Raw genomic sequence first — 21,523 nt, 5'->3', positions numbered from 1 at the left:
CGATCCTCCTCAGTCCAGGACGACGACGCCGACGACGAGCATCTGGAGCAGCGTCGCCGGGATCAGAACCGTCCACGCGATCCCCATGAACCGCTCCATCCGCACCGCCGGGAACCTCCGCCGCGCCCACACCAGCGCGCCCAGCACCGCGCACGTCTTCACGAGCGTCCACGCCCAGGCGGGCAGCAGCGGCCCGGCGCCGCCGCCCAGGAACAGCGGCACGGCCACCGCCGCCGCGACGGTGAGCAGCAGGTACCGTCCGGCCAGGAACACCAGCCGGTCGGGCCCCGACAGCTCCAGCGCCGCGCCGCCCGCGAGGTCGCCGCCGAGCGGATGCCCGAGCGGCCCCCAGAACGCCATCGCGAGCGCCGAGACCAGGTAGACGGCGAACGCGACCGGCATCCACACCGCGAACCACAGTCCGTCCTGCGCGGCGGCGATCTCGCCGAGGTCGAGCGATCCGGCGCCGAGCGCCGCGGTGATGAGCACGAACATGTGCGGCAGCTCGTAGGCCATCCCCTGCGCGAGGAAGCGGTACCCGCCGGCCAGCGGGAACGCCGAGTCGGCACCCCATCCCGTCAGCCACAGCGCGCCCCAGACCGCGACCTCCATCGTGTTGAACCAGACCACCCCGACCGGGAGGTCCGCCACCGCGCGCCCGCCCAGCGGGACGACCACGGCGGCCAGCGTCGCCGCCACCGGCAGCACGACCACCCCGATCCGGGTCAGCGGCCGGTCGGCCATCAAGGTCCGGCGCCGCTGCTGCGTCAGCAGCCGGACGGCCTCGTGCAGCGGATCGCCGCACGCCCGCACCAGCCCCGGTCCCGGTCCTGATCCCGTCCCGCCGGCGGACGCCGCACCGAGCACCGCGTCCAGGGCCGCCGCCGCCCACGCCAGCGCGGCCAGCGCCAGCGGCAGGGCGACCACGGCCCAGACCGGCGACTCAGCCATCGGCCCGCCCCAGCCCGGCCAGATCCGGATCCAGGCTCGCGACGATCAGCCGCGCCGCCGCCAGCCCCTCCCCTTCGAGCAGCCCCGGAAGAACGGCGAGCGGCCCGGCGGCGCCGGACTCCCCGCCAAGCTCGAGCCGGTCGGAAGCGGGCTCGTCCAGGCGGGGCAGGCCGGCGGCGATCTCGGACAGCCATCCGTCCAGGCGGACCGCGACGTCCCCGCCGTGACGGGCGGCGAGGCCGTGCCGTTCGGCGGCCTCGGGTGCGATCCGGCCGATCCCGCCGGTCATCCAGCGCAGCGTCCGCGACCGTCCGACCCGGCGGGCGAACACGGCGAACCGCGGACCGAGGACGTCCCCGGACGCTCCGTCCAGCACCCCGTCGCGCAGCAGCGCGGCACGGCTCGCCGCGCCGTCCCATCCCGCGACGTACAGCAGCCGTCCCGCGCTGTCGAGACGCCCCGCGACGCGCCGCCGGACGCCCGCGCCGTCCCAGTACGGGGCGTCGCCCGTGGTGTCGACGGCCGTCACCTCGGCGAGCTGCACCACGTCCCCCTGAAGCGCGGTGTCGATCCGCAGCCCGGCGGGCCAGGCACGCAGCACCGGCCCGAACGGGACGTGCAGCACGTCGAGCCGCAGCCCGTCGCGGTCGTCCTCCTGCTCCGCCATGGCCAGCCCGCCCGGCCGCATCATCATGTGATGCTCGTGCCCGCCGTGCTCCCTGTCATGGCCGGTCCCATGGTCCATGTCGTGGTCCATCGCGGACGTGTCGCCGCCGTCGTCCGGCGCGGCCGGGTTCCACGGTCCAGCGGTGATCCGGGCCTGCGCGTCCGCGTGCTGGGCGGCGACATCGGCGAGTTCCGCGACCGCCGCGTCCAGGACGCGGCTGACCTCCGCCGCGGACCCCTCCGCCGGGAGCCGCACGCGGGCACGCGGGCCGGGCGCATCCCGCCACACCGTCTCGATCGCCTCGGCCAGCGCGGCTCCCGGGTCCCCGCAGACCACCAGCAGCCCGGTCTCCGCCGGGGACCCGGCCTCCCGCCAGCCGCGCCGCCGCACCTCGGCCTCCGCCATGAGCCGCGCCCGCGTCCCCCCGGCGGACGCCACCACGAACGGCCTCGGCCGGGCGGTCCCGAAGCGGACGAGACGTTCCCTCAGGCCCACCGGAACACGCCCTCCCGCCAGGCGTACAGGACGCCCACGAGAAGCAGCGCGAGGAACAGGAACATCTCGACGACGGCTTTCGCGCCCACGGACGCGACGACGAGGGCCCACGGAAACATGAAGACCATCTCCATGTCGAAGGCCAGGAAGACCAGGGTGACCGCGTACCAGCGCACGTGATAGCGGGACATGGCGTGCTCCTGGGGCCGCGCGCCCGACAGGAACGGGCCCGCGCCGACCGTGCCCGGCGGCGCCAGCAGGAACGTACCGGCGTGGACGGCGGCGGCCACCGCCCCCACCAGGCCCGCGAGCGAGAGGATCGCGACGTACGGCTGCATCGCCGCCCCCTCCCGAGAAGATCGTCCTTCGGACGGTGTCACCTGATCTCGTGTCCCGGAAACCTCCCGGGGGTACGGGACATCGTCGGCGCGCACGGCGCCCGGCCGCGATCCGGGCTCCTCCTGGCCACTTTCTCCGCGGCGGTCAGCCGACCGTTTTCGCCCAACGCTCGGCATATCCGCCGGTTTTGAGAATGGATCTCCCTTCTGTCAGCCGAATTTCGTACACTTCCCCTTTGTGCTGTCACAAAGGGGGCGAACGTGAGCACGTCCGACCGGCACGAGGGCCAGGACGCGTCCGCCCGCCCCGTCCGGGCGCGCTACGACGACACCAGCGACGACAAGCTGGTCGCAAGCTGGCGAAATGAACCCGCGCGGGCTCGGCCACAGCCACAGGCACCGCCGCCTCCGGCTCCGCCCCCTTCACCTCCCGCGCCACCGGCGCCCCCTCCCCTACCTCCAGCGGCCCCCGCACCCAGGCCACCGGCCCCCGTGACAGCACCGACGCCATGGCCACCGGCACGAACACCGCCCCCTCCGGCTCAAGCGGGCCCGACTCAAGCGCGTCTGCCCCAGGCACCACGCCCTCCACAAGCGCAAGCGCAAACACAACCCCCGCCCCCACCGACTGCACAACGCACGCAGGGGCGTCCCCCCGCGGCGCGCGGCGGGCAGTTCCGGAGGCCGCACGCGACGCCGACGCCCCCGGGGACCGGCCCGCAGCGGGTCTTCCGGCCGGGGATGCGGTCCGGCGTGGCGGTCGCGGCACTGCTCGCCATGGCGGTCGGCGGCGGCGTCTACCTGGTCCGCGACGGCGGTTCCGGCGGCGGCACCGCGGTCGCGCCCACCGCGGGGGCCCGGCGGGCCGAGCAGATCTTCTCGGTGCCGCCCGCGCTGTACGACGGCCACGAGCAGGACATCAGCGGTGTGGCGGTGCGCGGCGGCGTCGCCGTGACCGTCGGCAGCGAGACCGTCGACCGGACGCGCGGGCAGTTCCTGGTGTCGACCGACGGGGGCCGCCAGTGGGGGGCCGCCGAGGTCAGGGCCGAGAACGGCGCGGACGCGTCCGGCGACGTCCCCCGGGTGGTCGCGGCGGGCGGGAGGTCCTGGGCGGCGCTCGGCGGCGGCCCGTCCGGCATGGCCGCGTGGACCAGCACGGACGGCCGCACGTGGACGCACCATGCCGGCGACAAGGCCGTGTTCAACGACGGCGACAAGGTCGCGTCCCTGGCCGCGACCTCCTCCGGCTTCGCCGCCGTGGGCGCGGCCAAGGAGGGGCAGCCGCTGCTGTGGACCTCCACCGACGGGGTCGCCTGGCAGCGGGCCGCGCTGTCCCTGCCGGACGCCAAAGGCGCGCGGCCCGTACAGCTCGCCGCGAGCGGCGGCGCTCTCGTCGTGCAGGGCGACGGCGAGCACGAGCTGTGGCGGTCCGCCGACGCCGGACGCACCTGGAGCCTCGTCGAGATCCCGCAGAGCGACGGATCGTACGGCCGGGTCGTCGCCCTGACCGCGGGTCCCGGCGGCTTCTACGCCGCCCGTGAGGGCCACCGCACCGGCGGCGGGTCCAAGGGGTCCGACAAGCGCGGCCTCGCGGTGTTCTTCCGGTCCGCCGACGGGGTGAGCTGGTCGCGTTCGAGCACGACCGACCGCCGCACCTACAAGCGGCTCGCCGCGCTCGGCGGCTCCGACGCCGGGATCGCCGCGCTCCTCCCGCTGACCGACGGGCGGGTCGCGGTGCAGCGCAGCGACAACGGCGTCACCTGGCAGAACGTGGAGCGGCTGCCCACCGACGGCGGACGGGACGCGGCCGGCGCGGCGGCGCTGCCCAAGGGCGTACTGGTCGCCGGACGCCAGGACACCGGCGCCTACCTGACCGCGCCCGGCGCCCGGCGCGGCGACATCGACCTGCTCGGCGTCCCCGGCGCCGTCACGCCCGACCGCACGCTGACCCGGCTCGCCTCCGCGGGCGGGACGACCCTGGCCGTCGGCAGCGGCGGCGGCGACGCGGCCGTGTGGACCACCAGGGACGGCGCCGCCTGGACCCGCGCCGGCGGATCCGGCCTCACCGGTCCGGGCCTCCAGCGACTGGCCGCCGCCGCATACGGCCCGAGCGGCTGGATCGCGGCGGGACGCGGCGCCGAACACGGCCCGCCGATCCTGCTCACGTCCGCCGACGGCACCGCGTGGAAGCCCGCGACGCTGCCCGTCCCCGGCGACGGCGAGCTGTCGGGCGCCGCGTACGGCCCGCAGGGCTACGTGGCCGTCGGGTCCGCGGGCGGGTCCGCCACCGCCTGGCACTCGGCCGATCTCAGGCGCTGGACCGCCGCCGGAGGCGGCGACCTCAAGGACGCGCGCATGCTCGACATCGCCGCGGTCTCCAGCGGCTACGTGGCGGTCGGCGGGCACAAGGACGGCAGGCTCGCCGCCTGGACCTCGCCCGACGGCAAGGAGTGGACCGCGACCGGCGGCCCCGCGCTCCCCGCGGGCGTCACCTCGGCCGCCTTCACCCACGTCGCCGCGCGCGGCGACACGGTCGTGGCGCTCGGCGAGGGGAACGGCCAGGGCTTCGCCGCCACGTCCACCGACGGCGGCAGGACCTGGCGGGCGCAGGCGCTCCAGGCCGCCGCCGTCACGTCCGTGCTCGCCGGCCCGCGCGGCTTCGTGATCGCGGGCGAACCGTCCGGGCAGGGCCGCACGGACGTCGCGCTGTGGGCCTCCCCCGACGGGGCCTCATGGCGGGCGATCCGCCCGCACGGCAAGGGCCTCGACGGCGACGGCGCGCAGCGGCTGACCGGGCTCACCGCGGTGGGCGGCGACCTGCTGGCGGTCGGCACCGACGGCACCGCCCCGACCCTCTGGCGCACGCCCCTTCCCTAGCCGGACAGCGGATTCCCTGATCGGACACCAGATCACCAACCTTCGTCCGCGCCCGCCGTGTCGGAACCACCTGACCGCCGGCCGCTGATTACATCGGGTCACTGATCGCGGGTCATCATCGGGGGAGTGGCACTGTGACGGTTCGCCAGGCTCGCCATGCCCTGCTGCGGCGGGCGCTCGCCGGGGCGCCGCTGACCGGGGCCCTGCTCCTCGCGCCCCCGGCCGCCTGGGCCGAGACCGTCCCGGACGCGGCGGGGACCGCGACGCCGGCGGCCACCGCGCGTCTCGGCCACGGCTCCGGACCGGGCACGGTGACGCCGCCGTCCCGCCGGGAACCGCTGTGCGGGCCCCTCCACTCGAAACCGGCCTCGAAACCGGCCGCGGCGCCCCCTCCCCCGGACATGGCGGAAGAGGGCGGCCGGGTCCGCGGCGCGCTGCCCACGGTGATCGCCGTCGCCCTGCTCGTCGCGGCGTTCGTGCTGCATCAGCGGCTGAGCGGGACGTCGTCCTCGCGCCCGCACGCGTCCTCGCGACGATGGCCGTTCTCCTCCCGGTGGCGGCGCCCGGAGCGCCCGCCCCTTCCCCCCGACCCCGAGCCGCGCCCGCGCCCGCGGCCCGCCGACGCCGCCGAGGACCGCTCCCCCTCCGCCGCCGACGTGCTGTCCGACCTCGCGCACCCGGCCGGGCTCGCGGTCGCCGGGCCCGGCGCGGACGGCTTCGTCCGCGCCGTCCTGGTCGAGCTGCTGACCCGCGAGTCCCCGCACACCAGGGTCGTCATCTCCCGGCGCGAGCTGAACCGGCTGTTCGGGGGCGAGCTCGACGAGGCCGTCCGGCAGTCGCTGGAATCCCGGCTGCACGTCTGCGGCCTCCTGGCGGAGGCCGTCGAGCATCTGGAGCTGGAGATGCTGATGACCGAGGCCGAACTGGCCAACCCCGACCTCAGCCCCACCGGCGGGCACCGGCCGCCCGCCACGTACTGGATCTGCACCCCCGGCGAGGACGACGAGACGATCCTCTCGCTCGTCCGGCGCGGGCCCGCCCACCGCCTCGTCGCGCTGATGCTCGGGCCCTGGCCGCACGGCCGGACCTGCACCGCGGGCCCGTCCGGCACGCTCGCCGAGACCGGCGGGACCGTCCCCACGCTGCCCCGCGCGGAGGCGCTCGCCCGCCTGCACTGGCACGCCGCCGTCGACCGCGACGACGGGTTCTGACCCGCCGCCGGCCCGACGGCGATTTGCAAAGAGTCTTTGCCAAGGCTATTTGCAAACGCTCTTTGTAAGATCTAGTCTCGACCCATGACCGAACGACCGCCACCTCAGGAGATGACCGATCCGCAGCAGGTGCGGCTGCTCGCCCACCCGCTCCGGCAGCGCATCGCCGAGATCATGCGCAAGGGGCCGGTCTCCTCGACCTCGCTCGCCCGCGCCCTCGGCGAGAGCACCGGCGCGACCAGCTACCACCTGCGCCAGCTCGCCAAGCACGGCTTCGTCGAGGAGGTGCCCGAACTGGGGCAGGGCCGCGAGCGCTGGTGGCGGGCGGTGCCGGGCGACCGGCGCGTCCCGCCCCACAGCGCCCAGTCCGCCGAGATGCGGGAGGCCGTCGACAAGGTCGCCCGGCTGGAGTTCGCGAGCGAGATGGAGATGCTCGACCGGTTCCAGCGCGCACGCGGCGGGATGGGCGAGCTCGGCGAGGCGCTGCTGTTCTCGTTCGCGACGGTCAGCCTCACGCCCGAGCAGGTCCGCCCGTTCTTCGAGGACTACATCGCGCTGCTCTACCGGTACAAGGCCCGCGACGAAGACCCGCCGCCGGACGCCCGTACGTTCCACGTGCGGTTCCGTGCATTCCCCGCGGTCAGCGACGCCGAACTCGAAGCGGGCGGGACCGGGCCGGGCCCGCCCGGGAAGGAGCCGGGCCGGACGTGAGAAGGCCCGGGTCGTCGAGTGGCCGCTCGACGACCCGGGCGCGAGGAAGCCCGCATCACCACGCCGAAGGCGTGTTCCAACGTGTACGAACCTCCCCCCGGAAAGGAGAGCACCTCGTGCTGCTCTCACGCAAACTCCCCGGCAGGCTGCCGGGCCTCCCGTCCGGACGGCGGGCGAAATGGGCGGTCCTGCTGCTCTGGGTCGCGCTCGTCGCCATCGCCGTCCCCTACGCCGGGAAGCTCTCCGACGTCGTGCAGAGCAAGTCGGCGTCAGAACTCCCCCGCGGTGCGGACTCCACCCGGGTCGAGGAGCTGAACCCCCGCTTCCGCGGCGGGGAACTCGCCCCCGGCATCGTCGTCTACGCCCGCGCAGGCGGCCTCACCGCCGCCGACAGGGCGAAGGCCGAGGCGGACCGCCGCGCCCTCTCCCCCATCGCCGCCGGACGGATCGGGACCGCCGCCCCGTCCAAGGACGGCGAGGCGCTGCTCCTCACCGTCCCGCTCGCCGACGACGGCGCGCTCACCAGCCACGCCGAGAAGGTCCGCGACCAGGCGGACCTGAACGCGCCGCCCGGCCTCCGCACCGAGCTGACCGGCCCCGCCGGGAACGCCCTCGACATGGGCGACGCCTACGGCAAGGTCGACTCGACGCTGCTGATCATCACCGCGCTGCTGGTCATGCTGGTGCTGCTGGTGACCTACCGCAGCCCCCTGCTGTGGCTGCTGCCGCTGCTCAGCGCGGCGGTCTCGCTCCAGGTGACCAGCGCGGTGGTGTACCTGCTGGGCAAGCACGCCGGGCTGTACGTGGCCGACGGGATGTCGGCGATCCTGAACGCCCTGGTGTTCGGCGTCACCACCGACTACGCGCTGCTGCTGCTGGCCCGCTACCGCGAGGAGCTGCGCGGCCACGAGGACCGGCACGCGGCCATGCGCGCCGCGCTGCGCCGCGCCACCGCGCCGATCGTCGCGTCCGCGGCCACGGTGAGCCTCGGGCTGCTCTGCCTGCTCGCCGCGCGGATGGGGTTCAACTACGCGCTCGGCCCGATCGGCGCGATCGGCGTGCTCGGCGGCCTCGTGGTGGTGATGAGCCTGCTCCCGGCGCTGCTGGTGATCCTCGGACGGTGGGTGTTCTGGCCCCGGATCCCCCGGTTCGGCGACCCGGCCCCCGCCCGCGCGGGCGTCTGGGAGCGGATCGGCCGCGCCATCGGCCCCCGCCCCCGCCTGGTCTGGATCGGCTGCCTGGCCGTCCTCGGCGCCCTCGCCGCCGGCGCCCTCGGCGTCCACACCGGGCTGGACCGCGAGCACTTCCTCACCAGCACGCCGAGCTCGATGACCGGCCAGCGGCTCGCCGCCGCGCACTTCCCCGGCGACCGGAGCCGCCCCCTGCGGATCATCGCGGACGCGCCCGCCGGGCCCGCGCTCACCGCGGCCGTCGCCGCCGTGCCGGGCGTCGAACACGTCGGCCCGGCCGTCCCGTCCGCCGACGGGCGCCTGGTCGGGACGGAGGCCGTGCTGGCCGACGCGTCCGACAGCCCCGCCGCCGAGCGCACGGTGCGCGAGGTCCGGCGGGCCCTCGCCGCGGTGCCCGGCGCGGTCGTCGGCGGCGGGGCCGCGAGCGAGCTGGACCTCGCCGCCGCCCAGGACCACGACCGCCGCGTGGTGATCCCGCTGGTGCTGGCCGTCGTGCTGCTCGTCCTGATGGTGCTGCTGCGGGCGCTGGTCGCGCCGCTGCTGGTGATGGCGACGGTGGTGGCCTCCTACTTCGCGGCCCTCGGCGGCGCCTGGCTGCTGTTCCGGCACGCGTTCGGGTTCCCGGCGCTGGACGTCCAGGTCGCGCTGATGGGCTTCCTGTTCATGGTGGCGCTCGGCGTCGACTACAACCTGTTCCTGGTCTCCCGCGTCCGCGAGGAGGCCGCCCGCGCCGGCCACCGCGCCGGGGTGCTGCGCGGGCTGGCCGTCACCGGCGGGGTGATCTCCAGCGCCGGACTGGTGCTGGCGGCCACCTTCGGGGTGCTCGGCGTCATGCCGGTCACCTTCATGGTGCAGGTCGGGGTGCTGGTGTCGCTCGGCGTGCTGCTCGACACCTTCCTGGTCCGCTCGATCATGGTGCCCGCCCTGGCGCTGGACGCCGGCCGGCTCTTCTGGTGGCCCGGACGGCTCGTTCACACCCGCGACCGCACTCACGCCCAAGGCCAGGTCCGCACCCGCACCCGCACCCGCACCGGATAATGCGAAAGCCCTGATCATCAAGATGATGATCAGGGCTTTTCCGTGGTACCCCCGAGCGGATTCGAACCGCCGTTACCGCCTTGAGAGGGCGGCGTCCTAGGCCACTAGACGACGGGGGCCAGGCTCACGTTCTCGGCCCTCGCGGTCTCCCGCTCGGGCGTGCCCCAGCTTAGCGGACGTTCCCGCGTTCATCGAACCGGATTCTCACCGGCGGACCGCCGTGAAAACAAAAGACCCGGATCGATGATCCGGGTCAACTGCCGTGTACCCCCGAGCGGATTCGAACCGCCGTTACCGCCTTGAGAGGGCGGCGTCCTAGGCCACTAGACGACGGGGGCCTGAACTTGATCGTCCGACCGGGGCGGACGAAGCCGGGGTACCAGGACTCGAACCGGCATCCGGCCTCGTCCCCAACGGCCCCTACTGTAGCGCCTGATCACCACCATGCAAAACGGGTTCCGACCGGTCGGGCAGCGGCCGGAACCCGATGCGTGATCGTCCAGGGATGTCCGGCTGCCACCGGCACTCGTGTACGTCTTGAGCAGGATCTCAGGCGTGGGTCGTGGCGCTGTAGGCGTCCCACTTGGTGTTGCTGCCCTCGTACATCCAGACGTGGACGCGGACCAAGGTGCCTTCGGGAATGTCCTGCGCGCACTTGGTCGGGACCGATTGCCCCTCCTTCGCGGTGCAGGAGAACAGGGCCTGCCACGCGTCCTTGCCCGAGTTGTACTTCTGGACTGAGGCTCGCACCCGCCAGCCACCGGCCGGCGTGTAGTCGTCGACCACCAGTTGGTCCCCGTTCGGCACGAATGATCCATAGCCAGTGCTGCCCGAGGGGAGCCACGCGTAGACCTGACCGCTCGCGGCGTGGGCCGGAGTCGGGGCGAGCAGGCAGGTGATAGACGCCACCGCACCCAAGCCGGCGAGGATCGATCGACGATTCATGGCTGTCTCCAATGCACGGGGATGTCGATGAAGCTCTTCACCCCGGGCCGGTCACTCCTGAGGGACGTGATGCGGCGCGCGAAGCGAATCGCCTAATCTTGGCAAGATCGACAGCCGGTGATCAAGAGGCAGCCGCCTACCGGTCATCAAAATGCCGCTTGCCGAACCCGGCGAAAGTGAAGGCCACCGAGAGTCCGCTCGCGTCGATGACCGGGCGCGGTCCGGGGTCGTTCCCCCTGCGTTCCCACGGAGGCCCAGAAACACGAAAGCCGCAGTCTCCCGGGAGACTGCGGCCTAGTGAGAATTTTGCTGGGGTACCAGGACTCGAACCTAGACTAACTGAACCAGAATCAGTCGTGCTGCCGATTACACCATACCCCAGTGCGGTACTCACTCCCGGTCGTTTCCGCCCGGTCGCTCGCGCCTCAAGGAGAATACAGGACCAGGGGACCTGGACCAAAACGATGGCCCGACAGGCCCGGCGTACCCCGAGAATCCCCTGCTCACAGGCTTTTCGGCACCGGTCAGCGACTGAAGTCGGGCGGGCCCACGTGGGCGTTGCCCCAGTCGACCAGCGGACGGAGCACGCGCCAGGACGCGCGGACCCGGTCGACGACCTCGCCCGTCCGCATCCACGGGTCGGCCGGCCAGCCCTCGTGCGCGTAGAGCGAGCGGTGCCGCAGCAGCGGCAGCCGCGGGTGGTCGGCGGAGGTTCCGCGGGGACGGGTCTTGAGCCGGTCGCCGTCAATCTCCATACCGGCCGCGCGCAGCCCGTCGACGATCGCCTCCAGCTCCTTGCCGGAGATGTCGGACCCGACGGCGGCCCGGTAGCGGCGGAGCTGCTCGGGCGCGGGCGCGAACAGGCCGCCCGCGACCATCAGCCCGTCGGCGTCGACCTGGACGTAGAAGCCCTCGCCGGTGATGCCGCCCTGATGGGTCTTGTAGGGGGTCTTGTCCTTGCTGAACCGTACGTCGCGGTAGGGCCGGAACAGCTTGGCCGGGCCGAACTCGTCCTCCAGCTCGGCGCACAGCTCGCCCAGCGGATCGCGCACGTGCCGCTCGTAGGTCTGCTTGTGCGCCGTCCAGTAGGCCCTGCCGTTGTCGGCCTGCAAGCCCTCGTAGAACTCGAAGGCCGCGTCGTCGAAGCCGCTGAATGCCACGGCAGTCCCCTCCCCGTCCTACGGCGTCCCCGGAGGACCACCCTAGGGACGCCGTACGACAACAGCGCGTTCAGTCGCGGGCGACGACCCGGTTGGTGAGGTCGCCGACGCCCTCGACGGACACCGTCACCTCGTCGCCGATCTCCAGCGGCCCCACGCCGGCCGGGGTGCCGGTCAGGATGACGTCGCCGGGCAGCAGCGTCATGACCTGGCTGACGTACTCGACGAGCTCGGGGATCCCGTGCAGGAGCTGGGACGTCCGGGCGTCCTGCCGGACCTCGCCGTTGACCGAGGTGGAGATCGCCAAATCGGACGGGTCGACCTCGGTCTCGATCCACGGGCCCAGCGGGCAGAACGTGTCGAAGCCCTTGGCCCGGGCCCACTGCCCGTCCCTCTCCTGGAGGTCCCGGGCGGTGACGTCGTTGGCGCAGGTGTAGCCGAGGATCGCCTCGGCCGCGCGGGCGGCGGGGATCTCGCGGACCATCCGGCCGATCACCACGGCCAGCTCGCCCTCGAAATCGACGCGCTGTGACAGCCTCTGCGGGTAGGCGATCGTCTCGCGCGGGCCGATCACCGCCGTCGACGGCTTGCTGAAGATGATCGGCTCGGCCGGCGGCTCGCCGCCCATCTCGCGCGCGTGATCGGCGTAGTTCTTGCCGATCGCGATGACCTTGCTCGGCAGGATCGGCGCCAGCAGCCGGACGTCGTCGAGCGGGTAGCGCCGCCCGGTGAAGGTCAGCTCGCCGAATGGATGCGCCGCGACGGCGGCGATGGTGTTCTCTTCGACCACCCCGAAGGACATGCCCTCATCGGTGGAGAACCTCGCGATACGCATGCTGGGAAGCCTAGTACGGCCCCGGGCCACGGCATCCCGGGGTCAGAACCCGCAGGGCCGCCCGCCGATCCGGCAGCCGCGCGGGTCGCCCGCCGTGCCGGCGGCGCCGAACCGGACCTCCCAGGTCCCTCCGGCCGGGATCGGCGCGGCGGTGCCGAGGCTGCTGATCCGCACCTGCTCGCCGCCGCTGTCGAGCTGCCCGCCCCAGACGTTCCGGACGTCGGCGTCGGGCGCCTCGAAGGTGATCTCCCAGCTCTCCATGGGCGCGGCACCCTGGTTGGTGATGACGAGCCTGCCCTCGAAGTAGCCCTCGTCCTTCTGCATGAGCTGGTAGGTGATCCCGTCGCCGTCGACCACGGCACCGGCCGGCGGACCGGACTGCCGCGGTCCGGAGGGCGCCTCCCCCGCCGGGGGCGTCCCCCCGGCGGGGGAGTCCTCCGGCGACACGGGTGTCTGCGGGCCCGTCGGAGCCCCGGGCTTCGCGGGTTCTCGTGGCTCCCCTGCCTTCGCGGGCGCCGTCGGGCTCTGGGGTGCCGCGGAAGGCGATGCGGGCCGCGCGGCCTCCTTGGGCTCGGAGTCGCCCCCGCCCACCAGCACGACCACCAGCGCTCCGACCGACAGGACGAGAACGGCCACGACGAGCGCGACCAGCACCTTCGGACGTCCTGCCCCGGACGGCCTCGAAACGGCCCCTGCGCCCATCGTGGACTGCACCGCAGGCCCGCCACCGGCCGGGGGCCCTGCGGGCGGCGGCGCGAACTGAGCCGCCGCGTTCACCGCGCCACCGTTGGACGAAACGGCCACCGGCGCCTCCGGGGACTCCGGAACCTCGGCAGGCTCCGAAACCTCAACGGACGCCGGGGCCGGGGCCGCCTCCGCGGACACGGGTACCTCGGCGGGCGCGGGCGCCTTGACAAGCGCCGGCTCGGGCACCTCCGCAGGGGCGGGCACCTCCGCAGGGGCGGGCGCCTCCTCGGGGGCGGGCGCCTCTGGGGGCTCCGGCGGAACGATCTCGTCTTCAGGGCTGCCGGCGGGGGGCCCGGCCGCCGGCCCGGACGGCGGCGGATCGTCGTCCACCTCGTCGACGGGGACGACGTCCTGCGCGGTCGTCTCGGGATCTGCGGCCGTGTCCTGCGCCGGGCCGCCCGGGATCGCGAAGTCCGCCGTGGTCATGTGGTCCGGGGGTACGTACCCGGAGTCTCTGCCGCTCAACTCGTCACCCTCCACCGTGCGCCGTCCTCATTGTTCGATGACGGGCGGAACGGTTCGGTTCGGGTGGGTCGGCTCAGCCCGCGGGAGCGGGTTCCAGGCCGCGCCGCGCCGCCTGCCTCTGGTGCCGGTTGAGCATGTCGGTGATGAGCTCGATGGCGTCGGGCGTGGTGGCGCCGTTGGCCCCGCTGAGCCAGCGGGTGGCCTCGGCCAGCAGCTCCTCGGCGGTGTCGTCCGGCAGGCCGCGGCGGGCGTCGGCGAGGCGGCCGAGGACGCCGCCGAGCCGCAGCGCGGCGTCGGCGCGGTCCGATTCGGCCGCGCGGCGGAACCAGTCGGCGGCCTGTTCGAGGTCGCCCTCGCGCTCGTACATCTCGCCCAGCCCGAACGCGACGTCGGCCCACGACCCGTCCGTGGGACGCCCAAGGTCCTCGGGGCTCCAGGGTCGGACAGGCATGGGGATCACTCCGGTCGTCGGTGGCGGGGGGCGCACGGGCGGAACGTCCGACCGTGCCCGTACATCGTGACCGGCAAACGCACCGTACGCCACCCTTTCAGTCAATTTCAGTGCAAATTTCAACGTGTGCTGCGGTGATCCGCCGCGGCGCCGGATCGGGGCGGGATCCGGCCGGGCCGATACCGTGGGCGAGACCAGACCAGAGGAGCCGAGCGTGTCCGTAGTGAAGATCAATGTCCTGACCGTGAGCGCCGAGATGCGTACGGAGCTCGAGCGGCGCTTCGCCGGCCGGGCGGGGCTGGTGGAGTCCGCCGACGGGTTCGAGGGGTTCGAGCTGCTGCGCCCCGTGGAGGGCACCGACCGCTACCTCGTCTACACCCGCTGGCGCAGCGAGGACGACTTCCAGCGCTGGACCGAGAGCCAGTCGTTCCGGAAGGGCCACGCCGACGCCGCCAAGGAGGGCGCCGGGCAGGGGCAGGGGCACGGGCACGGCGGGAGCGGTCCGGCCGCCGGCGCGTCCGAGCTGTGGAGCTTCGAGGTCGTCGAGAGCGCCGCGCCCAAGCCCGCCGGCGGCTGACCGGGAATCAGGCCACCAGGTCCGCGTAGTCGGGGTGCCGTTCGATCCAGCCCTTGATGAACGGGCAGAGCGGGACGGCGTTCAGGCCCTTGGCCCGGACGTCGTCCAGCGCTCCCCTGGCCAGCGCCCCGCCGACGCCCTTCCCCTCGAAGGCCGAGTCCACCTCGGTGTGGGTGAACACGACCTCTCCCTCTTGCCGCCGGTACTCGGCGAAGCCGGCCAGTGCGCCGTCCACCCGGATCTCGTAGCGGCTCCGGTCGGCGTCGTCGCTGATCTCTTTGCTCATGCCCCCTGTAATGCCCGCCGGACGAGGGTGATTCCCCCGACGGTCAGCCGGCCTCGTAGCCGGCGTGGAGCAGGCAGTACGTGACGGCCTCCTCCAGCGCCTGCCAGGAGGCGGCGATGACGTTGTCCTCGACGCCGACCGTGCCCCACTCGCGCACGCCGTCGCCGGACTCGATGAGCACCCGGGTGCGGGCGCCGGTGCCGTGCGTGCCCTCCAGGATCCGCACCTTGTAGTCGACCAGCTCCAGCCGGGCGAGCTCGGGGTAGAGCCGGCCGAGCGCGGAGCGCAGCGCGTTGTCCAGGGCGTTGACCGGACCGTTGCCCTCGCCGGTGGCGATGATCCGCTCGCCCTTGGCGCGCAGCTTCACCGTCGCCTCGCTGACCATGGAGCCGTCCGGGCGGCGCTCCACGATGGACCGCCACGACTCGATCTCGAAGTGGCGCTGCCGGACGCCGGTGAGCTCCTCACGGAGCAGCAGCTCGAACGAGGCGTCGGCCGCCTCGAAGGTGTAGCCGGTGGACTCCAGCTCCTTGACCCGGGCGACGACGGCCTTGGCCTTCTCCCCCGACAGGTCGTAGCCGAGCTCGCGGCCCTTCAGCTCGACCGAGGCGCGGCCGGCCATGCTGGAGACCAGCATCCGCATGTCGTTGCCGACCGCGGCCGGGTCGATGTGCTGGTACAGGTCCGGGTCGACCTTGATCGCCGAGGCGTGCAGCCCGGCCTTGTGCGCGAACGCCGACACGCCGACGTAGGGCTGCTGGGAGGCCGGCGCGACGTTGGTGACCTCCGAGACCGCGTGCGCGATCCGGGTCATCTCGGCGAGCTGGCCGTCGCTGACCAGCCGCATCCCCCGCTTGAGCTGGAGGTTCCCGACCAGGGTGAACAGGTTGGCGTTGCCGCTGCGCTCGCCGTAGCCGTTGGCGCAGCCCTGGACGTGGGTGGCGCCGGCCCGGACGGCGGCGAGGCTGTTGGCGACAGCGCAGCCGGAGTCGTCGTGGCAGTGGATGCCGACACGGGCGCTCACCGAGACCACCTCGTGCACGACGTCCGCGAGCTCGTCCGGCAGCATCCCGCCGTTGGTGTCGCAGAGCGCGACGACGTCGGCGCCGGCCTCGGCGGCGGTCCGGACGACCTCCAGCGCGTACGCCCGGTTGGCCAGGTAGCCGTCGAAAAAGTGCTCGGCGTCCAGGAACACCCGCTGGCCCTCCGCGCGCAGGTGGGAGACCGTGTCGCGGATCATCGCGAGGTTCTCCTCCAGGGTCGTGCGGAGGGCCAGTTCGACGTGCCGGTCGTGACTCTTGGCGACCAGGGTCACGACGGGCGCGCCGGAGTCGCGCAGGGCGGCCACCTGGGGGTCGTCGGCGGCCCGCACACCGGCTCGGCGGGTCGCGCCGAACGCGGTGAGCTGCGCGTTCCTCAGGTCGAGCTCGGTCCGGGCCCGCCTGAAGAATTCGGTGTCCTTGGGGTTGGCGCCGGGCCAGCCGCCCTCGATGAAGCCGACGCCGAGGTCGTCGAGGTGCCGCGCGACGACGAGCTTGTCGGCGACCGTGAGGTTGAGCCCCTCCTGCTGGGACCCGTCTCGCAGCGTGGTGTCGTAGACGTGGAATCCGTCGCCGTGCATGGTGCGACCCCTTCAAGGGATGGGTGTTTCGGCGCCGGGACACAAAAAAGACCCCTCACGGACGTGAGAGGTCTGCGCGCCGACGGTGTCCCGTTAGATGCCGGCGCGCCAGCCGATAATGACGAGGCTGTGGCGCATGATGGTTCCCATTCTGCCATACCCGGTCCAGTGACAGGACACGGCGTCCCACATGGCGAGACGAGAGCCGTCCCGGAGGCCCGGTGCGCCGTGGCGGGCACGGGCCCCCGGGCCTCCCGAAAAGCGGACGGCGGACGGGCGGACGGGCGGACGGGGCTCAGGCGATCCCGTGCACCCAGCCGTACGGGTCCGGCCGGCTGCCGTACTGGATGCCGATCAGCTCTTCGCGCAGCCGCATCGAGACCTCGCCGGGCTCGCCGTCGCCGATCGACCAGGCGCGGTCGGTGCCCTTGACGTGGCCGACCGGGCTGATGATCGCGGCGGTGCCGCAGCCGAAGACCTCGGTGATCTGCCCCGACTCGCAGCCGGCCTGCCACTCCTCGATACTGATCTTGCCCTCCTCGGCGGAGATGCCGAGATCGGGCGCGAGCCTGAGCATGGAGTCGCGGGTGATGCCGGGCAGCAGCGTGCCGGTGAGCGCCGGGGTGAGCAGCCGGGCGTCCGGGCCGGAGCCGTAGACGAACATCAGGTTCATCGAGCCGACCTCCTCGACCCAGCGGTGCTCCACCGCGTCGAGCCAGACGACCTGGTCGCAGCCCTGCTCGACGGCCTCGGCCTGGCCGGCGAACGAGGCGGCGTAGTTGCCGCCGAACTTGGCCTCGCCGGTGCCGCCCGGCGCCGCGCGGGTGTAGTCCCGCGAGAGCCACACCGAGACGGGCTTGATCCCGCCCGAGTAGTAGTTGCCCGACGGCGAGGCGATCACGACGAACAGGTACTCCTGCGCCGGCCGGTTGACGCCGAGGGCCCGGGTCGTGGCGATCATGAAGGGCCGCAGGTAGAGGCTGTGGCCCTGGGTGTCCGGCACCCAGTCGCGGTCGGCGCGGACCAGCACCTCCAGCGCGTCCACGAAGAGCTGCTCGGGGATCTCGGGCATCGCCATCCGCCGCGCCGAGCGGTTCATCCGGGCGGCGTTCATGTACGGGCGGAAGGTCACGATCGACCCGTCGGCCTGCCGGTAGGCCTTCAGCCCCTCGAACAGCTCCTGGGCGTAGTGGAAGACCTGGCTGGCCGGGTCCATCGCGAGCGGCGCGTACGGCTCGAGCCGTGCGTCGTGCCAGCCGCTCTCGGCCGAGTAGCGGATGGTGACCATGTGGTCGGTGAAGTACTGGCCCCACCCGGGGTCGGCCAGCACGGCCTCCCGCTCGGCGGCCGGCGTCCGCCGCTCGGAGGGCCGGAGATCGAAGTCCAGGGTCGTGCTCATCGTGAGGATCCTCTCGCGGATCGCCGGGGCGGCCCCGTAGCCGCACGGCATTCCTTAGTCCTTATTGTCGTACTCGTCTGGCCCTGCCCTCACACTCGCGGCGCGCACACGGAAAACCGGGCGCGCCGCTGAGGCGCGCCCGGAATCGTCCTACCGGTCGGAGAGGCGCGCCCCTAGCCGGATACTCGCTTGGCGATCGCGTCGCCGACCTGCGCGGTGGAGCGGGTGCCGAGGGCGGCGCGCTCGGCGAGGTCGGCGGAGACCGCCTCCTCGACGCGGCGGGCGGCGGCGGTGGCGCCGAGGTGGTCCAGGAGCATGGCGGCCGAGAGGATCGTGGCGGTGGGGTCGGCCTTGCCCTGGCCTGCGATGTCGGGCGCACTGCCGTGCACCGGCTCGAACATCGAGGGGGCGGTGCCGTCGGGGTTGACGTTGCCGGAGGCGGCCAGCCCGATGCCGCCGGCGATCGCGGCGCCGATGTCGGTGATGATGTCGCCGAACAGGTTGTCGGTGACCACCACGTCGAAGCGCTGCGGCTGGGAGACGAAGAACATCGTGGCCGCGTCGACGTGGAGGTAGTCGGTGGCGACCTGCGGGTACTCCTCGGCGACCCGCTTGAGGGTGCGCTGGTAGAGGTCGCCCGCGAAGGTGAGGACGTTGTCCTTGTGGACGAGCGTGAGCTTGTGCCGCGGCCGGGCGGCGGCCTGCTCGAACGCGTACCGGACGACCCGCTCGACGCCGAAGGCGGTGTTGACGCTCTCCTGCGTGGCGACCTCGTGCCGGGTGCCCTTGCGCAGCACGCCGCCGACGCCGGTGTAGGGGCCCTCGGTGCCCTCGCGGACGACGACCATGTCGATGTCGCCCGGGGCCACCCCGGCCAGCGGCGTCGCGACGCCCGGGAACAGCTTCACCGGGCGCAGGTTGACGTAGTGGTCGAGCTCGAACCGGGTGCGCAGCAGCAGCCCGCGCTCGAGGACGCCGCTCGGCACGGACGGGTCGCCGACGGCGCCGAGCAGGATGACGTCCTGGCCGCGCAGCTCCTCCAGGACCGAGTCGGGGAGCGTCTCGCCGGTGCGGTGCCAGCGGGCGGCGCCGAGATCGTAGGAGGTGCGCTCGAAGGCGAGGTCGCTCACGGGCGCGACGGCGTCGAGGACCTTCAGCCCTTCGGTGACGACCTCAGGACCGATACCGTCGCCGGGGATGACCGCCAGGCGGATGCTGCGGGAAGCCATGCGCGCACTGTACTGCAAACGTCTCAGTGTTTGAGCATTGGTCTCACCATTCGATACGCGAGGCCGGGCCGGGCCGCCGTCCCACCGCGGATCCCCACTTGACGTGAGACGCCCCAAAGAGGACGCTCTGGTCGACAAGTTCACATAGAGGCGACGGTGCGCAGGAACCTGGTGCGATTCCAGGACGGTCCCGCCACTGTGACCAGGGAGCCTCCCCGCGGCACGACCACGGCCACCTCGGCCGGAGCGTCCGCGGAGGCGGTGCGCTGGGAGTCAGGACACTGACCCGTCGTCCTCCCGTAACCGGGGCGAGTGCACCCCGTGAGGAGACCCGACATGGCCCAGTCAGCCATTCCCGCGCAGCAGGCCGAGCCGCGCCCGGCGCCGATGCGCGTCCCCGTCCGCGACGTCCTGCCCTGGGCGGTCTTCGCCGTGGCGCTGGCCGCGGTGCTCATCTACCTCGTCGGCGCCGAGCAGGGCGCCACCTCCCTGTTCGGCGGCACGTGGGTGCACGAGTTCACCCACGACGGCCGGCACCTGCTCGGCTTCCCCTGCCACTGACGGGCGGGCGAACCAGATCATGATGAGATCCCTGCTGGTCCGCGGCATGCTCGCCGGACTGGCCGCCGCGGCGATCGCACTGCTGATCGCCTGGCTCTACGGCGAACCGCAGGTCGGCCACGCGATCGCGTACGAGGAGGCCAAGGCGCACACGGCGCACGAGGGGCACGAGGCCGAGGTGGTCGGCCGCACGATGCAGCGCACCGGCGGCCTGATCACCGCGATGGCCTTCTACGGCGTCGCGCTGGGCGGGCTGTTCTCGATCGCCTTCGCGTTCGCGCACGGACGGCTCGGCGCACTCGGCGCCCGCGCGACGGCGGGCGTGGTGGCGCTGGCCGGGTTCGTGGCCGTCGAGCTGGTGCCGTTCCTGAAGTACCCGGCGACGCCGCCGGCGGTCGGCGACCCCGAGACGATCGGCAGCCGCACCGCGCTCTACTTCGGGATGGTGCTGCTGGGCGTCCTCGCCACCACCGCCGCGGTGATCGCCCGGCACCGGCTGGCGCCGGGGCTCGGCGGCTGGAACGCGACGATCGTCACGGCGGTGGGCTTCGCCGTCGTGATCGCCGTCTTCTACCGGATCACGCCCAAGCCCGACGCGGTGGCGGACGGCTTCCCCGCCACCGTGCTGTGGGACTTCCGGGTCGCCTCGTTCGGCGTTCAGCTGGTGCTCTGGGCCACGCTCGGCCTGCTGTTCGGCTACCTCACCGAGCGTGCGTTCCAGCGCAACGCGCGGTCCGCGGCGGAGCCGGTGCCCGCGGGCGCCTGAGACGCCTCACCGGATGCGGCGTGCCATCGGCGACGCCGGCGCGCCGCATCCGCCCCGGCACTCAGGCCCCAGGCCAGGCCCTCACTGCCCAGGACCCACGACTCAAGGGCCAGGACTCACTGCCCGGGACTCAGGGCTCCGGGGCCGGGCTCCGGCGTGCGGCGCTTGAGCGCGCAGTCGCCGCACAGGCCGCCTTCCGGGGGCACCCGGTAGTAGAGGCAGCAGCTCCGCCTGGTGAAGTCGCCGTGGTCGAACGATCCCGTACCGGTGAGGGGGTCACGGGCGAGCAGGTCGCGTACCAGGCCGTCCATGCCGTCCATGCCGGGACGGCCGGAGGCCACCCGCAGCGTGCCGGCCAGCGCGGACGCCGCGTTCCCCCACAGCAGGCCGTCGGCCAGCCGGACGAAACCCAGCATCGTCTCGCGCAGCGGCCTGAGCTGCCCGTCCACGACCTCGCGGTGCACCGGCCCGGCCGGGTCGCCGGTCCGCAGCCCGGCCGGATCCCTCAGCCACAACGCGATGGGCGCTCCGGGGGCCCACCGCCAGTGCAGCCCGCCCAGATCGGGGACGACGCCCTGGGCCGCCGCCGCGACCACGGGCGACCACAGGCGCGACGCCAGGCCCTGGAAGAGGATCGAGGCCGCGACCCGGCGCTCGCCGGTACCGAGCCGCTCGGCGTAGGCGTCGGTCAGGCCGATGAGCCGCGCGGTGTCGCGTTCGGGCAGCGGGCGCCAGGTGGGATCGGCCTCTTCGGCCGGATCGGTGACGACCTCGAAGTACGGGCCGAGCCGCGCCACGTCGCGCAGCACCCGGGCGACCTCGGCCCCCTCCACCCGCACCGAGCCTCCGGACGCTACTTGGTCGGGCTGCCGCCGTTGTCACGGCGGTCGAGGGCGATCTGGAGGGCGCGGGCTGCCTCTTCCCGGGCGTCGTCGGCGGCCGCGGTGAAGGTCTCGTCGTTCATGTGCGGGCTCCGTCTGTCGCTGGGCTGCGGGGATGGCCA

Annotated in this window: 20 protein-coding genes, 3 tRNA genes and 1 riboswitch; of the genes, 7 read left to right on the top strand and 16 right to left on the bottom strand. The window is 73.5% G+C overall.

Annotated elements, in window-relative coordinates; translation table 11 throughout:
- Positions 1–9 precede the first annotated feature (9 nt).
- Genes OHA34_RS32640 through OHA34_RS32630 form a run of 3 tightly spaced genes read right to left on the bottom strand, consistent with a single transcriptional unit; the run spans position 10 to position 2,451 of the window.
- Positions 10–951: a complex I subunit 1 family protein gene (locus OHA34_RS32640; RefSeq protein WP_285937482.1), complete on the bottom strand. Its 942-nt coding sequence runs from the start codon at positions 949–951 to the stop codon at positions 10–12.
- Positions 944–2,113, bottom strand: coding sequence for a hypothetical protein (locus OHA34_RS32635; RefSeq protein ID WP_329519838.1), 1,170 nt, complete (start codon positions 2,111–2,113; stop codon positions 944–946). Before OHA34_RS32635 ends, OHA34_RS32640 begins: the two co-directional genes overlap by 8 nt.
- A complete protein-coding gene (locus tag OHA34_RS32630) occupies positions 2,104–2,451 on the bottom strand; it encodes an NADH-quinone oxidoreductase subunit A (RefSeq protein ID WP_285937485.1) in 348 nt (115 codons plus the stop codon). Before OHA34_RS32630 ends, OHA34_RS32635 begins: the two co-directional genes overlap by 10 nt.
- Before the next feature lie 753 nt (positions 2,452–3,204).
- Between OHA34_RS32630 and OHA34_RS32625 the strand changes: the two genes are divergently transcribed.
- The 4 genes from OHA34_RS32625 to OHA34_RS32610 all read left to right on the top strand — a co-directional run bounded on the left by OHA34_RS32625 (position 3,205) and on the right by OHA34_RS32610 (position 9,478).
- On the top strand, positions 3,205–5,328 hold the full coding sequence (locus OHA34_RS32625) for a hypothetical protein (RefSeq protein WP_329519837.1): 2,124 nt from the start codon (positions 3,205–3,207) through the stop codon (positions 5,326–5,328).
- Between the two features lie 134 nt (positions 5,329–5,462).
- The gene (locus OHA34_RS32620) at positions 5,463–6,539 is read left to right on the top strand and encodes a hypothetical protein (RefSeq protein WP_285937489.1); all 1,077 of its coding nucleotides are present in this window, start codon (positions 5,463–5,465) and stop codon (positions 6,537–6,539) included.
- 84 nt (positions 6,540–6,623) lie between these two features.
- Positions 6,624–7,250, top strand: a complete 627-nt coding sequence (locus tag OHA34_RS32615) for an ArsR/SmtB family transcription factor (protein ID WP_329519836.1) — start codon at positions 6,624–6,626, stop codon at positions 7,248–7,250.
- A 116-nt stretch (positions 7,251–7,366) separates the two neighbouring features.
- Positions 7,367–9,478, top strand: coding sequence for an MMPL family transporter (locus OHA34_RS32610; RefSeq protein ID WP_329519835.1), 2,112 nt, complete (start codon positions 7,367–7,369; stop codon positions 9,476–9,478).
- Positions 9,479–9,521: 43 nt separating this feature from the next.
- Here OHA34_RS32610 and OHA34_RS32605 read toward each other — a convergent pair.
- From OHA34_RS32605 to OHA34_RS32570, 8 genes are all read right to left on the bottom strand, one after another.
- A tRNA-Glu gene (locus OHA34_RS32605) sits at positions 9,522–9,597 on the bottom strand.
- Between the two features lie 146 nt (positions 9,598–9,743).
- Positions 9,744–9,816 (bottom strand) — tRNA-Glu (locus OHA34_RS32600).
- Between the two features lie 211 nt (positions 9,817–10,027).
- A complete protein-coding gene (locus OHA34_RS32595) occupies positions 10,028–10,285 on the bottom strand; it encodes a hypothetical protein (protein WP_329519834.1) in 258 nt (85 codons plus the stop codon).
- 447 nt (positions 10,286–10,732) lie between these two features.
- A tRNA-Gln gene (locus OHA34_RS32590) sits at positions 10,733–10,804 on the bottom strand.
- 143 nt (positions 10,805–10,947) lie between these two features.
- Positions 10,948–11,583: a DUF2461 domain-containing protein gene (locus OHA34_RS32585; RefSeq protein WP_285937495.1), complete on the bottom strand. Its 636-nt coding sequence runs from the start codon at positions 11,581–11,583 to the stop codon at positions 10,948–10,950.
- 70 nt (positions 11,584–11,653) lie between these two features.
- Positions 11,654–12,418: a fumarylacetoacetate hydrolase family protein gene (locus OHA34_RS32580; protein ID WP_285937496.1), complete on the bottom strand. Its 765-nt coding sequence runs from the start codon at positions 12,416–12,418 to the stop codon at positions 11,654–11,656.
- Positions 12,419–12,460: 42 nt separating this feature from the next.
- The gene (locus OHA34_RS32575; RefSeq protein ID WP_329519833.1) at positions 12,461–13,591 is read right to left on the bottom strand and encodes a cellulose binding domain-containing protein; all 1,131 of its coding nucleotides are present in this window, start codon (positions 13,589–13,591) and stop codon (positions 12,461–12,463) included.
- 112 nt (positions 13,592–13,703) lie between these two features.
- A complete protein-coding gene (locus OHA34_RS32570; RefSeq protein WP_285937499.1) occupies positions 13,704–14,081 on the bottom strand; it encodes a tetratricopeptide repeat protein in 378 nt (125 codons plus the stop codon).
- Between the two features lie 214 nt (positions 14,082–14,295).
- Here OHA34_RS32570 and OHA34_RS32565 point away from each other — a divergent pair, with 214 nt between their 5' ends.
- Positions 14,296–14,658, top strand: a complete 363-nt coding sequence (locus tag OHA34_RS32565) for an antibiotic biosynthesis monooxygenase family protein (protein WP_285937500.1) — start codon at positions 14,296–14,298, stop codon at positions 14,656–14,658.
- 7 nt (positions 14,659–14,665) lie between these two features.
- On the opposite strand, the gene OHA34_RS32560 is transcribed toward OHA34_RS32565, so the two are convergent.
- The 4 genes from OHA34_RS32560 to OHA34_RS32545 all read right to left on the bottom strand — a co-directional run bounded on the left by OHA34_RS32560 (position 14,666) and on the right by OHA34_RS32545 (position 19,193).
- Positions 14,666–14,944, bottom strand: coding sequence for a GNAT family N-acetyltransferase (locus tag OHA34_RS32560; RefSeq protein WP_329519832.1), 279 nt, complete (start codon positions 14,942–14,944; stop codon positions 14,666–14,668).
- Between the two features lie 43 nt (positions 14,945–14,987).
- Positions 14,988–16,565: a citramalate synthase gene (gene cimA, locus OHA34_RS32555; RefSeq protein ID WP_329519831.1), complete on the bottom strand. Its 1,578-nt coding sequence runs from the start codon at positions 16,563–16,565 to the stop codon at positions 14,988–14,990.
- A 295-nt stretch (positions 16,566–16,860) separates the two neighbouring features.
- Complete coding sequence (locus OHA34_RS32550; RefSeq protein ID WP_285937504.1) at positions 16,861–17,964, bottom strand: branched-chain amino acid aminotransferase; 1,104 nt, start codon at positions 17,962–17,964, stop codon at positions 16,861–16,863.
- 173 nt (positions 17,965–18,137) lie between these two features.
- Entirely contained in the window at positions 18,138–19,193 is a 1,056-nt protein-coding gene (locus tag OHA34_RS32545; RefSeq protein WP_285937505.1) for a 3-isopropylmalate dehydrogenase, read from the bottom strand.
- 119 nt (positions 19,194–19,312) lie between these two features.
- Positions 19,313–19,497: riboswitch (cobalamin riboswitch) on the top strand.
- Positions 19,498–19,529: 32 nt separating this feature from the next.
- Between OHA34_RS32545 and OHA34_RS32540 the strand changes: the two genes are divergently transcribed.
- Both OHA34_RS32540 and OHA34_RS32535 read left to right on the top strand, forming a co-directional pair.
- Positions 19,530–19,754: a CbtB domain-containing protein gene (locus OHA34_RS32540; protein ID WP_285937506.1), complete on the top strand. Its 225-nt coding sequence runs from the start codon at positions 19,530–19,532 to the stop codon at positions 19,752–19,754.
- 19 nt (positions 19,755–19,773) lie between these two features.
- Positions 19,774–20,520 carry a CbtA family protein gene (locus tag OHA34_RS32535; RefSeq protein WP_329519830.1) on the top strand — a complete coding sequence of 249 codons (747 nt, stop codon included), beginning with the start codon at positions 19,774–19,776 and terminating at the stop codon, positions 20,518–20,520.
- A 116-nt stretch (positions 20,521–20,636) separates the two neighbouring features.
- Here OHA34_RS32535 and OHA34_RS32530 read toward each other — a convergent pair whose 3' ends face one another.
- The gene (locus tag OHA34_RS32530) at positions 20,637–21,359 is read right to left on the bottom strand and encodes a (2Fe-2S)-binding protein (protein WP_329519829.1); all 723 of its coding nucleotides are present in this window, start codon (positions 21,357–21,359) and stop codon (positions 20,637–20,639) included.
- Positions 21,360–21,523: the final 164 nt, after the last annotated feature.

This window comes from Spirillospora sp. NBC_01491 (assembly GCF_036227065.1).
GTDB classification, from domain to species: domain Bacteria; phylum Actinomycetota; class Actinomycetes; order Streptosporangiales; family Streptosporangiaceae; genus Spirillospora; species Spirillospora xylanilytica.
This window is presented reverse-complemented; position numbering and strand designations above follow the sequence as displayed.

What these genes read in the sequence shown, in the direction of transcription:
- OHA34_RS32570 (WP_285937499.1), bottom strand. Translation starts at nt 14,081, where the DNA reads ATGCCTGTCCGACCCTGGAGCCCCGAGGACCTTGGGCGTCCCACGGAC.
- OHA34_RS32640 (WP_285937482.1), bottom strand. Translation starts at nt 951, where the DNA reads ATGGCTGAGTCGCCGGTCTGGGCCGTGGTCGCCCTGCCGCTGGCGCTG.
- OHA34_RS32630 (WP_285937485.1), bottom strand. Translation starts at nt 2,451, where the DNA reads ATGCAGCCGTACGTCGCGATCCTCTCGCTCGCGGGCCTGGTGGGGGCG.
- OHA34_RS32575 (WP_329519833.1), bottom strand. Translation starts at nt 13,591, where the DNA reads ATGACCACGGCGGACTTCGCGATCCCGGGCGGCCCGGCGCAGGACACG.
- OHA34_RS32540 (WP_285937506.1), top strand. Translation starts at nt 19,530, where the DNA reads ATGGCCCAGTCAGCCATTCCCGCGCAGCAGGCCGAGCCGCGCCCGGCG.
- cimA (WP_329519831.1), bottom strand. Translation starts at nt 16,565, where the DNA reads ATGCACGGCGACGGATTCCACGTCTACGACACCACGCTGCGAGACGGG.
- OHA34_RS32615 (WP_329519836.1), top strand. Translation starts at nt 6,624, where the DNA reads ATGACCGAACGACCGCCACCTCAGGAGATGACCGATCCGCAGCAGGTG.
- OHA34_RS32560 (WP_329519832.1), bottom strand. Translation starts at nt 14,944, where the DNA reads ATGAGCAAAGAGATCAGCGACGACGCCGACCGGAGCCGCTACGAGATC.
- OHA34_RS32580 (WP_285937496.1), bottom strand. Translation starts at nt 12,418, where the DNA reads ATGCGTATCGCGAGGTTCTCCACCGATGAGGGCATGTCCTTCGGGGTG.
- OHA34_RS32545 (WP_285937505.1), bottom strand. Translation starts at nt 19,193, where the DNA reads ATGGCTTCCCGCAGCATCCGCCTGGCGGTCATCCCCGGCGACGGTATC.
- OHA34_RS32550 (WP_285937504.1), bottom strand. Translation starts at nt 17,964, where the DNA reads ATGAGCACGACCCTGGACTTCGATCTCCGGCCCTCCGAGCGGCGGACG.
- OHA34_RS32535 (WP_329519830.1), top strand. Translation starts at nt 19,774, where the DNA reads ATGATGAGATCCCTGCTGGTCCGCGGCATGCTCGCCGGACTGGCCGCC.